Annotated in this window: 13 protein-coding genes; all 13 read right to left on the reverse strand. The window is 44.1% G+C overall.

Annotated elements, in window-relative coordinates; all coding sequences use genetic code 11:
- Positions 1-435: 435 nt before the first annotated feature.
- The 13 genes from AAC978_RS02275 to AAC978_RS02335 all read right to left on the reverse strand — a co-directional run bounded on the left by AAC978_RS02275 (position 436) and on the right by AAC978_RS02335 (position 12,629).
- Positions 436-2,100 carry a ribonuclease J gene (locus tag AAC978_RS02275; protein ID WP_341546354.1) on the reverse strand — a complete coding sequence of 555 codons (1,665 nt, stop codon included), beginning with the start codon at positions 2,098-2,100 and terminating at the stop codon, positions 436-438.
- Between the two features lie 298 nt (positions 2,101-2,398).
- A complete protein-coding gene (dapA, locus tag AAC978_RS02280) occupies positions 2,399-3,274 on the reverse strand; it encodes a 4-hydroxy-tetrahydrodipicolinate synthase (RefSeq protein ID WP_341546355.1) in 876 nt (291 codons plus the stop codon).
- A 30-nt stretch (positions 3,275-3,304) separates the two neighbouring features.
- Positions 3,305-4,531, reverse strand: coding sequence for an aspartate kinase (dapG, locus tag AAC978_RS02285; RefSeq protein WP_341546356.1), 1,227 nt, complete (start codon positions 4,529-4,531; stop codon positions 3,305-3,307).
- A 51-nt stretch (positions 4,532-4,582) separates the two neighbouring features.
- Positions 4,583-5,572, reverse strand: a complete 990-nt coding sequence (locus tag AAC978_RS02290) for an aspartate-semialdehyde dehydrogenase (protein WP_341546357.1) — start codon at positions 5,570-5,572, stop codon at positions 4,583-4,585.
- Positions 5,573-5,663: 91 nt separating this feature from the next.
- The gene (locus AAC978_RS02295; protein WP_341546358.1) at positions 5,664-6,251 is read right to left on the reverse strand and encodes a dipicolinate synthase subunit B; all 588 of its coding nucleotides are present in this window, start codon (positions 6,249-6,251) and stop codon (positions 5,664-5,666) included.
- The gene (gene dpsA / locus AAC978_RS02300; protein WP_341546359.1) at positions 6,248-7,183 is read right to left on the reverse strand and encodes a dipicolinate synthase subunit DpsA; all 936 of its coding nucleotides are present in this window, start codon (positions 7,181-7,183) and stop codon (positions 6,248-6,250) included. Before dpsA ends, AAC978_RS02295 begins: the two co-directional genes overlap by 4 nt.
- 83 nt (positions 7,184-7,266) lie before the next feature.
- Positions 7,267-8,070: a 4-hydroxy-tetrahydrodipicolinate reductase gene (dapB, locus tag AAC978_RS02305; protein ID WP_341546360.1), complete on the reverse strand. Its 804-nt coding sequence runs from the start codon at positions 8,068-8,070 to the stop codon at positions 7,267-7,269.
- A 107-nt stretch (positions 8,071-8,177) separates the two neighbouring features.
- Complete coding sequence (locus tag AAC978_RS02310; RefSeq protein WP_341546361.1) at positions 8,178-8,459, reverse strand: YlmC/YmxH family sporulation protein; 282 nt, start codon at positions 8,457-8,459, stop codon at positions 8,178-8,180.
- 11 nt (positions 8,460-8,470) lie between these two features.
- Positions 8,471-8,773, reverse strand: a complete 303-nt coding sequence (locus AAC978_RS02315; protein ID WP_341546362.1) for a hypothetical protein — start codon at positions 8,771-8,773, stop codon at positions 8,471-8,473.
- A gap of 88 nt (positions 8,774-8,861) precedes the next feature.
- The gene (gene dut, locus AAC978_RS02320) at positions 8,862-9,320 is read right to left on the reverse strand and encodes a dUTP diphosphatase (RefSeq protein ID WP_341546363.1); all 459 of its coding nucleotides are present in this window, start codon (positions 9,318-9,320) and stop codon (positions 8,862-8,864) included.
- Positions 9,321-9,408: 88 nt separating this feature from the next.
- Positions 9,409-10,683, reverse strand: coding sequence for a M16 family metallopeptidase (locus AAC978_RS02325; protein ID WP_341546364.1), 1,275 nt, complete (start codon positions 10,681-10,683; stop codon positions 9,409-9,411).
- Positions 10,684-10,688: 5 nt separating this feature from the next.
- On the reverse strand, positions 10,689-11,855 hold the full coding sequence (locus AAC978_RS02330; protein ID WP_341546365.1) for a D-alanyl-D-alanine carboxypeptidase family protein: 1,167 nt from the start codon (positions 11,853-11,855) through the stop codon (positions 10,689-10,691).
- Positions 11,856-11,876: 21 nt separating this feature from the next.
- A complete protein-coding gene (locus tag AAC978_RS02335; RefSeq protein ID WP_341546366.1) occupies positions 11,877-12,629 on the reverse strand; it encodes a polysaccharide deacetylase family protein in 753 nt (250 codons plus the stop codon).
- Positions 12,630-12,637 lie beyond the last annotated feature (8 nt).

A 12,637-nucleotide genomic window follows, 5' to 3' on the forward strand; every position in this document is an offset into this window, starting at 1 on the left:
TTACTCATTTGACGAGTCATTGGCTGTTCCTTGTTGTTTAGTTTTCAAAGACCATCTTTGGTTTCTTTTCGTCACTCTTGGTGGCGCTTTTCGGCGCCGCCGCACTCAGTGGCGACATTTATAGATTCTATCAGAGTTTGACTTGAAAGTCAATATCTTTTTTAGAATCTATTTTTTCTTGCTTTACCGGTTGGGGTTTCCCCAGCGGCAACTTTGTTATAGTACCACTGGAGTGCATCTCTTGTCAACTATTTTTTAGATAAGGTTTTTAAGCTCGTGATACTGTTTGTTTGTCTCTCTAGCTTCTAACTATCATCCGAATCCGAACCTCCATTATTATTCACACCTAGATACCAGAATATTCATTACCATACTTATTCTATAGATAAGTAAAAGAGAGCCTTATCAGCTCTCTCATCTACATACAGAGATATACTACTCGACTTCTTGGATAATGGGTAGGACCATGGGACGGCGGCGAGTTTTCTCATAAAAATGTTTACTCAAAGTTTCACGGACTTGGCCTTTTAGAATCGCCCATTCCGTTACATGATTATCTCTTAAGCGCGACATGGTCTGCCTTACCTTTTCTTTTGCCTCGTCAAGCATTAATTCTGATTCACGCACATAGACAAAACCACGGGTCACTATATCCGGACCAGCGACCACTGCACCTGAAGCACGGCTAATAGTCATCACCACAATCAATATCCCATCTTGAGAAAGCTGCTTACGATCGCGCAGCACAATATTGCCGACATCACCAACCCCAAGCCCATCGATGAGCACTTTACCTGCTTGTACCTTTCCGGCAATGCTTGCTCCATGGCGAGTGAATTCGATAATCGTGCCATTATCGGCAACGAAAGTACCCTCTCTAGCAATTCCCAATTGTTCAGCTAGCTCCGCATGCTTAATAAGCATGCGATATTCGCCATGAACAGGGATAAAATATTGGGGGCGAATCATATTGAGCATAAGCTTTAATTCTTCTTGGCTAGCGTGCCCGGAAACATGCATCCCTTGATAAGATTCATAGATTACATTAGCCCCTAATTTAAACAAGAGATCGATTGTTTTTGATACGGATTTTTCGTTGCCCGGAATCGGGTTAGCGGAAATGATGACTGTGTCCCCTGGTTGTATCTCAATGCGCCGATGGTCACTCATGGCCATACGTGTCAATGCCGACATCGGTTCGCCTTGACTGCCAGTGGTTAGTATGCAGGCTTGGTTACCTGGTAAGTTGACAATTTCGTCCACATCGACTAATGTACCCTCGGGAACTTTTAGATAGCCTAACTCAGAGGCTATCGTCACGATGTTGATCATACTTCGTCCCACGACTGCTACTTTACGGTTGGTATTATAGGCCGCTGTAATCACCTGCTGTAGTCTGTGCACATTGGTAGCAAAGCTGGCAATGATGATTCGGTCCATGGCTCCTTTGAATGCTTCCTCAAGCATGTGGCCAACGCTTCGCTCAGACTTAGTAAAACCAGGTCGCTCCACGTTCGTGCTATCGGACATTAGACAAAGGACTCCTTTGTCTCCCAACTCAGAGAATTTATGAATATCAATCTTTTCTCCTGTGACCGGCGTATGATCCACTTTAAAATCGCCGGTATGGACTATAGTTCCTAGAGGAGTATGAATTGCTATGGCTACCGCGTCTGGAATACTATGATTGACACTTAAGAACTCCACTTTAAAAACACCTATTTTAACTGTGTCTCTGGGTTGAACGACTGTTGCATTTATGTCGTTCAAATGTTTTTCTTTCAATTTTGATTGAATGATGCCCAAAGTTAATCGAGTGGCATAAAGAGGGACATCCAAATCCCTTAAAAGATAAGGTAAAGCACCAATATGGTCTTCATGACCATGCGTTACTAAAATTCCTTGAACCATTTCTTTATGTTCTAATAAATAGGAGTAATCAGGTATGACAACGTCAATTCCCAACATTTCCTCTTCAGGAAAAGCTAAACCCGCGTCAATGACGATCATTTGATTATCGTAGCGAATCACGGTCATATTTTTGCCGATCTCGCCTAAACCGCCTAAAGGGATAATCTGAACTTTATGTTCCTTTGGCAAACCTTTACACCTCCGCCATATTTTACCTTATGATAGCTTTATTGTGCCAATTAATGAACTAATCTTTTATTCCACAAAAATGGAACAAAAAGATTCGAAATGCCGTAACGAATACAACGCCCTTGGTACTCGCCAGTATTCCGTGAAATAATATTAAACTCACCGCACAATACATTCGTCTTATTATAGCTAATATATTAAGGAATAACAAGAGTATGAAAAAGCAGAAATTTAACCGAAAAAACGGTAAATTTCTGCTCATATCTCACATTAATAATAAGTTGTCTAACTGCTGACATTATCCTTTAATTTCTAGATAAAGGTTATCTAAGAAAGCTTCTTCCTTAGGAGATGCACAAACGAGTGGAAGTTTAACTCCACCGGCGTTAATACCAACTTTCCTTAATAGATATTTTACAGGAACAGGATTCGTAGTGACAAATACCCCCTTAAACATGGGCATAAGTTTCAAATGCCACTGAAGCGCAGTTTGGAGGTCACCAGCAAACCAAGCCTCGACCATTTTTCTCATTTCATCGCCGACTACATGTGCTGCAACACTAATGATTCCGTTACAACCTAAAGCCAGCATGGGTAAGGTTAAGGAATCATCCCCACTATAAATAATAAAGTCATCCGGTAAAACCCGTTTAAGTTCGCTGACTTGGTCCATGGAACCGGCAGCTTCCTTTATGGATGTGATATTGGGAATTTCACTGAGTCTGCGCACTGTTTCCGGAAATAGATTAACAGAGGTTCTCCCAGGAATGTTGTACATCATCAGGGGCAGGCTTGTGGCCTCGGCAATAGCACGAAAATGCTGGTACATACCCTCTTGCGAAGGCTTGTTATAGTAAGGTACTACAGCCATAAGTCCATCAACCCCCGTGGCTTCGGCTTTACGAGCCAGACTGATGCTACCTTCTGTAGTATTCGAACCAATTCCGGCAATAACTGTAGCCTGATTGCCCACTGCTTTTTTTACCACTCTAAAAAGTTCAAGCTTCTCATCAGCCGTAACTGTTGGCGATTCACCCGTAGTACCGCAAACGACAATCCCATCAGAGCCATGTTCTATGAGATAAAGAGCCAATCTCTCTGCCTCAGCATAATTAACTTCCAATTTCTCATCAAAGGGAGTGACCATTGCCGTCATAATTCTATTTAAGGCCATACTTTTCAGCTCCTCATTTACTTGTTTTCGTCATGTGCCTAATAGAAATTTATTATGGAGTGCTTGCACAGCCGAAATCATATCCTCTTTATTCACTAATACCCAAATTGTAGTATGGGAGTCTGCAGATTGGAGAATACGAACTCCCGCATCCGATAATGCGTGCACTAGGTCAGCCATGACACCTGGTACGCCTGCAATACCAGCCCCAACCACAGATACTTTGGCACATCCTGGTACACTTGAAGGCTTGAATCCTAAGTTTTCTAGAATCTTTACAGCTTTTTCAGCTAAATCATCAGGCACTGTGAACAACACACCCTCTGGTTGAACACTGATAAAATCTACGCTGATGTCTGCCAATGCCATACCCTTAAATATCTGTTTATTGGCTTGCAATTGATCGGGAGTATCTAGGGTAGGCACCTTAATTTGGGTTACGTTTGGTGTATGAGCAATTCCTGTAGTCGTTCGATCCCCTGTTATATCTGTTCCGACACCCATGTCCGGTTGCATACAGGTTACTAAGGTACCGGGTGCATCTGAAAAGGTACATTTAATTCTAATGGGTATATTACGCTGCATAGCAATTTCGACGGCACGGGGGTGGATCACCTTTGCTCCCTGATGGGCGAGATGGCAGATTTCGTTATAGGTTACCACATCTAGGATACGGGCATCCTCAACAATGCGTGGATCGGCGGTCATAATCCCTTCCACATCGGTATAGATGTCAATATTCTCAGCATTTAACGCTACCCCCAAGGCAGCGGCTGTGGTATCACTTCCCCCGCGGCCTAATGTAGTAATCTGACCATCTTCCGTAACTCCTTGGAATCCCGTGACAACGACAATGCGTCCTGCCTCTAACTGATTGAGAATGTTCTTAGGCTCTACACGAATAATACGAGCATCGCCAAAACAATTGTTAGTAATGATCCCCGCTTGCCCTCCGGTTAATAACACGGCATCGAGACCTAAATTCTTTAGAGTACTGGTCAAAACAACTCCAGATATTATTTCTCCACAGCTCATGAGTAAATCCATTTCTCGCTTAGGAGAGTCAACCGCAATCCCTTTCACCAGATTGATAAAGGTATCCGTTGCATATGGATCACCACTGCGTCCAATGGCAGACACCACAACCACTGGTGAATACCCTTCTTGCACTGCTTCAGAGACTTTTGCAGCAACTTGAGCACGACGTTCAGCACTAGATACCGATGTTCCCCCAAACTTTTGGACTAAAACACGCACCTGAACTCCTCCTGACGCCAAAAGCTATCTATTAAATTTTTATTTGATTTTTTATAATAAAAGTTCTGCAATCTGTACGGCATTGGTTGCCGCACCTTTGCGAATCTGGTCACCGACAACCCAGAGGTTGATTCCCTTCTCAATTGAAAAGTCCTGGCGAATACGCCCTACATAGACTTCATCACTATCAGAGGAAAACCAAGGCATGGGATATTGATCTTCAGCCGGATTATCGACTACGATCACCCCCTGGGCATTCTGCAAGGCCGTCTTAACTTCCTCAATAGCAACTTTTCTATCTGTTTCTATGTTAATGGACTCAGAATGACTTCTTAGAACAGGCACACGAACTGTGGTTGCTGTAATAGCCATATCATCTACATGGAATATCTTTTGGGTCTCCTTGACCATCTTCCACTCTTCTTTTGTATAGTCTCCCTCCTGGAACACATCAATCCGTGGAATGACGTTAAACGCGATTTGATAGGGGAAGGTGTGATTCTTTAATTCATCTCCGTTTGCCCAACTGCGGACCTGATCTTCCAATTCCTCGATCCCCTCGCGACCTGCTCCAGAAACTGCTTGATAAGTAGATACGACCACTCTCTTAATTCCTGCTAGATCAAATATCGGTTTCATGGCTACGACCATAATAATTGTCGAGCAATTTGGATTTGCAATAATCCCTTTATGCCATTTTACATCCTCCGGATTGACCTCAGGCACAACCAGTGGAACATCAGGGTCAAGGCGATAGGCACTACTGTTGTCAATGACCACAGCTCCGCTCTTCACTGCCGAGGGAGCATATTCCGTACTGGATGAACCTCCGGCAAATAAGGCGATGTCAATCCCCTTGAAGCTATCATGAGTTGTTTCTTGAACTTCGATCTCTCTTCCTTGCCAAACCATAGTCTTACCTGCGGAACGCTTCGTCGCTAACAAGCGTAATTCTCCCACCGGAAAGTTCCTCTCGGCAAGAATCTTCAAGAACTCTTGTCCAACTGCACCTGTAGCACCAACAATCGCAACATTCGGCATAAATGATCCTCCTTAGATCTCTTCGGCGGATGTATGAAAATGGTGCTGTCCTAAAAGCACAGCACCATAATCAAGGCGATCCGTCTGAGTTTTAGTGATAATCAACTAAAATAGGTTGAATTTGTTTTCCTTCACAGGCCATAAGGATTGTATCTGGAATCATATCCATATGCGCCACTAATGAATTCGCTTTTGTAGCTGGGCTATCCTGCCCAAATGGGACGAGAAATAAATTTTTTGTACATAAAAGTGTTCCAATGTTCCTTGCGTTTAAGCCAAGTCCATCATTAGTTGAGATGGCAATCACTAAGGGCCTTTGGTTACGAAGATGAGCTTTCGCTGCCATAAGCACCGGTGTATCTGTGATTCCATTGCTTAGTTTCGCCAATGTATTTCCAGTACATGGTGCAATGAGCAGACAGTCAAATTTTTTCTGGGGCCCGATCGGCTCCGCATCCGGAATGGTTTGGATTATTTTCTTTTGCGTTATTTCTTCAAATTTGCTCTTCCAATCTTCAGCCTTGCCGAACCGTGTATCCATTGTATCTACAGCGAAGGAGATGATGGGAGTCAAATCCGCTCCTTCTTCGACCATCTTACGCATGACCTCAGTGATTTCATGTAAGGTGCAATGGGAGCCTGTGACTGCAAAACCAATCTTCAACCCGTCTAATTTCATACTTCGTCACCTCCACTTCTTAACTTTAAAGAAGTATTCATACTTGTGGTCAGGTGGCGAAGAATAAGTTGCGGGTAAACTTGAGCTAATATTTTTCCTGCTGCTTTGGGAGCAACCTTACCAGGTAAACCAGGCGCAAGCAAGGCTTTGATGCCTAAAACCTTCGCGTATTCGAAATCCGTGCCTCCAGGAATTGAAGCAATGTCAATAATAACCGCTTCTTTATTCAATTGTTCTAGCAGTGCTTTGTCAAGGATCAGATGGGGGGCGGTGTTGAAAATCATATCTGCTTTCCCAACCCTATCCTCCAAGTCAGAAAAATGAACTGCTTCGAGCCCCATTTCTATCGCCCTTGCTAAATCCGCAGGTTTACGGGCGACCCCTGTGACATGAGCTCCCATCCCCTTTAACGTCCGGGCTAACGTCCATCCACATCTTCCCAAGCCGAGCACAAAGCACTCGCTACCGTGGATTGTTAGAGGTGATGCTTCCATAGCCATTTGAATGGCCCCTTCTGCCGATGGAATGGAATTAAGAATTGCAAGTTGGTCGAGATTCGCAGTCTCCACTACCTGAATCCCCAACAACTCTGCTGCAGACTTCAAAGCGGGCCGAGCCCAGCCAATAAAAAGGGTCACATGGGGTGGAACCTCTTTCAAAAATTCCTTGTTCAGCACAATAGGTGAATCCGAATACTTGGCTTTGACCCCGCCACGTTCATCAGTGCCATACATAGGAAAAAGTAAAACATCCGCCTTCGCCACCGCTTCAATAGGTGAAGAAAGTAAAGTTACTCCTTCCAACGGAGCTGCCTTTTCAAATCCGACCCCGACTATGTAGGCACCAAGCTTTTGCAGCTCTGGGATCATATAAATTTCTCTGTCATCCCCTCCAATTACAGCTACTCGAATTCCTGTTAAACCCGCACTCATCTTTAAGCCCCCTTTGAGACTGTGTCCCATGACTACTATCCAGTATATGAGGGAAAGTTAAGTGCGGTTCCCGATATCAATTCCTATTCAAGAAAATTCTCAAGTCCTATGACCAATTTTGTAATCTGGGTTGCTTTGCGAATAGCCACCATAACACCAGGCATATAGGTTTCACGCGAAAATGCATCATGGCGAATGGTCAAGGCTTGTCCAAGGCCGCCAAAAATAACTTCTTGGTGAGCTATAAAACCAGGCAGCCGCACCGAATGGATATGGATGCCTTCCACATCGCCACCCCGAGAACCCTTAATTTTTTCATACTCGTTTGGATGTCCCTGCACTAAAGGTTTTCTGACTTCTGATATCCACTCTACAGTTTTTAGAGCAGTTCCTGAAGGCGCGTCTAATTTTTGATCATGATGTAATTCGATGATTTCAACATTAGGAAAATATCTTGCCGCTTCTTGAGCAAAGCGCATCATGAGAATAGCACCAATAGCAAAATTCGGAGCGATAAAGGCTCCGACTTTCGTTTGATCCACAAGATCACGAATTTCGACAATGTCGGCTTCATCTAACCCCGTCGTGCCCAAAACAGGAATCACTCCAGCAGATAATGCGCATTTGGCATTTTTTAAAACTGATTGCGGATTTGTAAAATCCACCATCACATCTGCTTGAGCTTCGCGAAGATGGGCCACTTCTAGAGGACCAGATATTTCAATCCCTAGGGGAGCAACGCCAAGAACCTCGCCAATATCCTTCCCTTGTTGACGCGCATCGGATGCGCCTACAAGGAGCATATCTCCTTGATTTAGGATCGTACGCATAACCTCTTTTCCCATTTTTCCACCGGCTCCAGAAACAAAAACCCGGATTTTCTTCAATGCTAACCCCCCCTAAGAGCCATACCTATAGTCAACAACCCCGCTGCCTATGGCGATTCGGGGTTGTTCAACCTTTTTTACTATTTTAGTTAATTAACGTATTCATGTCAAACAGAATATTTGTTTATTCGCTCTGTTCTACTACTCATATCCACAATAATAACCTCTGCACCTACTTTTTTAATGGAATCCCAAGGAATAACGAGCAGATCTCGATCCCGATCATTGGGGTTTCCCCAAAAACCTGCAAACCCTGAGCGGGAGGTAAGGATGATGGCTTCAATGGACCCACTTGCTGCTATAGCCAAATCTGCATCTCCCACTAAACCAAGTTTTGAACCATCATGCAGATTGATAATTTCTTTTCCTGCCAAATCACTCAATAGCATTTTATCTCCTCCTATTTCCTTACTTTTAGCCACAACTGTATGACAAAGGGTTGCAGAATGGCTAGGACGAGAGAAAAAACGGCGAGGGGCTCTACAACAAAGGTGGATGGATTCCACCAATCTTCCGGAATTCTTAAAAAGGAAAATAAGAGTTCAAGGGAAAGATAAATACCCCCTGCTGTGCCTACTAACTGGGTTATTGAAGCCGATAGTAAGCTCGATCTGTTCTCTGAACGCCACATCAGTAGATACCGCCTAGAACGAAGCGAGGCGAAGATACCTACACTAAGTAAAAAAAGTCCTAGGACTTGCATAGCCATACCCCCTCTATGGGATTTGTATGACAAGTTCAAGCTCACTAGAACTTTAATCTTTCGATCAATAATTTTCTTATGTCCGGCGTTAACCAGAAACACCAGTCGACCCAAACCCTCCGCTTCCCCGCAAGGATTCATCTAACTGCTCTACAACCTCAAAGTTTCCGATAAACACAGGTAGAAAAACCATTTGGGCAATACGATCCCCATCTTTCACGGTAAAGGAATCTTTGCCGTGATTAATCACGGCGACCTGAATTTCACCCCGATAGTCTGAATCAATAACACCTACGCCATTGGCTAAGGCTAAGCCGTATTTTAAGGCAAGGCCGCTGCGAGCAAAAACAAAGGCTCCGACTCCCTCATGGGGAAGCTCAATCGCTATCCCGGTCGGTATCGTTACAATCTGTCCATGCTCAACAACCAGTTCCTCGTCTAGTGCGGCCCGAAGGTCGACTCCCGCTGCTCCCGGTGTTGCGTATTTGGGGACATTCATTGACTTATTCTTTCTCACGCTGGTGATTTTCACAGTAATTGTACCCAATATCCTTACCTCCGTGTCTCTAAACTGCACACTTCAACATTCTAGATTAAAAGTTCAGGCAGGGTATTCTCCTACCTGAACTTTTGTTTCAATCTTCTGTCCAGCCGATTTTTTTATAGATATCTTCCAAACTAACTTCATGGCCTTCCGGTCCCAACATAAGGAGGCTGATGCTGTCCTTCTTCCACAAGCGATTCACAATCCTTTGGGCATCCTCCAAGGTTACTCGTTCCAGTCTCTCGACGACTTCTTCCGGTGAGATGATTCGGTTGTAGGTTAATTCAGTCTTACCCAAACGACTCATCCGACTGTTCGCAGATTCTAGGCCTAAATATAATCCACCTTTGATTTGCGACTTTGTTCGATCAAGCTCAGACTGAGTGATGCCATTCCTCTTCATATCTAAAATCTCTGCTAGCACGCATTCCACCACTTCCTGAGAATTAGAAGGGGTTGTCCCAGCGTAAATGGCAAACAATCCTGTGTCCACATAAGTGGAGTGGTAGGAGAAAACAGTATAAGCCATTCCCCGCTGTTCTCTGATCTCCTGAAACAATCGAGAACTTAACCCACCCCCTAAGATGTTGTTGATGATATGCATGGGATAAAGATCCTCGTCCTCTTGACCTAATCCCGGAACACCTAGGATCAGATGCATTTGCTCTGTATCCTTGGTAATCATTTTTTGAACCTGTTTACCCTTAGGTGTACCCTCTAATACTCTTCTTCCTCCCCGTTTAAACTCTCCGTATAGGGGAACAAGTTTCTTTAAGACTTCATCATGCTTTATTTTCCCGGCAACAGCAATGACCAGATTATCTGGCGCATAATGTTGGTCCATGTATGTTAGGATTTTTTCCCGACTTAGCTCCTTGATGCTTTCCTCGGTTCCTAGAATCGGCCTTCCCAAAGGATGGTCATTCCACACATAATCGGAAAACAAGTCATGGATAATTTCATCAGGAGAATCCTCATACATCTTTATTTCTTCAATAACGACTCGTTTTTCTTTCTCGATTTCGCTTTCATCGAATAAGGATTCGAAAAACATATCATTGAGGACATCCATAGCTAAATCTATATCATCATCGAGAACCTTGGCATAGTAGCAGGTATACTCCTTGGTTGTGAAGGCATTAAGTTGTCCCCCCACGGCTTCCAAGGATTCAGCAATATCTCTAGCCGTGCGATTCTTCGTTCCTTTGAAGAACATATGCTCAATGAAATGAGATATTCCCTCATATCCTGCTCTCTCGTCACGAGAGCCTGCTCCTACCCATATTCCCACTGCGACTGAACGTACATAATCGATTTCCTCTGTGATGATGCGAACTCCATTAGGCAATTCCGTTTTTTGATACACTCTCTTCACTTCCCCTCTATGAGATTCGTCAGTCTCCCTTTTAGATCCCAGCCGTCAAATATCTCCGCTCGACATTCCGCATACAATGGTGTGCTACCTAACTTTTTCTCGTTTAACCACACCTCGTAAACGCCGATTTCTTCGCCACCGTCAATGGGGAGATGAGAATCCCTTGTCCATTGAATTTTCTTTTCTAGCTTCTCCTCATCTTTCTTAAGGACACTTACCTGCAAGGGCTGCTGCACAAATGCCATTAAGGGCTCAGAGCCCTCCCGAGAGACATCGACAACATCTCCTGCTTGAGCGATCGTAATCGTTTCTGTATTTGAAAAGCCCCATTCCAATAACTTTTGGGCGTCTCCAAAGCGATTCGGGGCATTTAGAACCACAGCAATCAGCTGACGGCCATCCTTGGTCGCGGCTGCTACTAGACACTTGCCTGCCGCAGTGGTGGTCCCTGTCTTCACTCCGTCAGTATAGGGGTAATTCCATAATAATTTATTGGTATTTCTTAAATTCATAAAAAAATCAGGCTCAATAAAATGAATCTCCGTCTCTTTTAGTCGTGTAATCGAGGTAAAGGCGGGGATTTGTAGCCCATAACGTGCCATAAGCGCCAAATCATAGGCTGTTGAATAGTGATTCTTGTTAGGCAAGCCATTGGTATTGACAAAATGGGTGTTTTTAGCCCCGATCAGAAACGCCTTTTGATTCATAAGCCGTACAAAATCTTTTTCAGTTCCGGCAATCTGCTCCCCAATTGCCACACAGGCATCATTTCCTGATTTCACCATGGCTCCAGTAATCAGTTCATAGAGGAGTATCTTCTCCCCAGGGTCCAAATGAATGGTGGATTCACCAACCGCGGCCGCCTTTTCGCTCACAACAACTAATTCATCAGGTCTTCCTAATTCGAGTCCTAGAATAGCTGTTAATATTTTTGTCGTACTGGCTGGTGGTCGTTGTTTATGAGCATTTTTATTATAAAGAGTCTCGCCATTAGTTGCATCCATCAATATAGCTGCGTCTGCACTAATACTCATCGAATGGGCCTCAATTAATCCATGATTGACTTCTTCAGTTTGAGCGAACACAGGTCCACCATTGATTCCTAACCCGAGTATCGAAATAAAAACGCAAAGCAAGGCTTGCGCCCATTTCTGCCTCACCATTCTACCACCTCACTTTTAAGTCTATGAGGTAGTATTTCCGACTCCTGTCAATGTTATCAGTTCATTTATTGTAATGAACTGGAATCCTTGATCGGCGAGTTGTCCTAAAATATTCGGCAAAGCTTTCACCGTATTTTCTTTTGGGTGCATTAATACAATTGCACCCAAATGGGTCGGCTTGATCCCAAATCGTACAGCTGGATCAACGATCCGTTGGGTAATAACCTCCGGGGTGCTTTCTGGGCGCCAATCGACTGTATCTAATGTCCATAGGATGGTGGTATAACCAAGGTTTCCAGCTGCTTTGAGACCTGAGGCTCCTCTTTCACCATAGGGCGGAGCATAATACTTGGTCTTCTGCCCAGTAATCTCTTGAATAATGCTTTCAGTCTTGAGGATCTCTTCTTGATTGGCCTGAATCGATAGCTGGTCAGGATGAGGATGGGAATAACCATGATTCTCAATAGCATGTCCTCGAGCCTGAATCTCTTTGACCAGTTCGGGATTATTTTTAGCCCAGCGACCGGTAAGGAAAAAGCTGGCTTTGGCATGATGTTGCTCTAAGGCTTCCAGTATACCCGGTAGATACTCTCCACCCCAGTCTACATTGATGGTAAGGGCAATGACTTTTTGCTCAGTCTTCACTTGCTCGATGGGTAGCGGAAGGCTCGCCACTATCCCTATCACTCGCTGATGAATCAGCAAGCTAACCGCCAAGATCAGCACAAGGCCGAAAATCTTTAAATTCTTAAAAGAAACCCTAAAAACATGCATTCGTCTAC

The organism is Desulfitobacterium sp. THU1, from assembly GCF_038181555.1.
Lineage (GTDB): Bacteria > Bacillota > Desulfitobacteriia > Desulfitobacteriales > Desulfitobacteriaceae > Desulfitobacterium.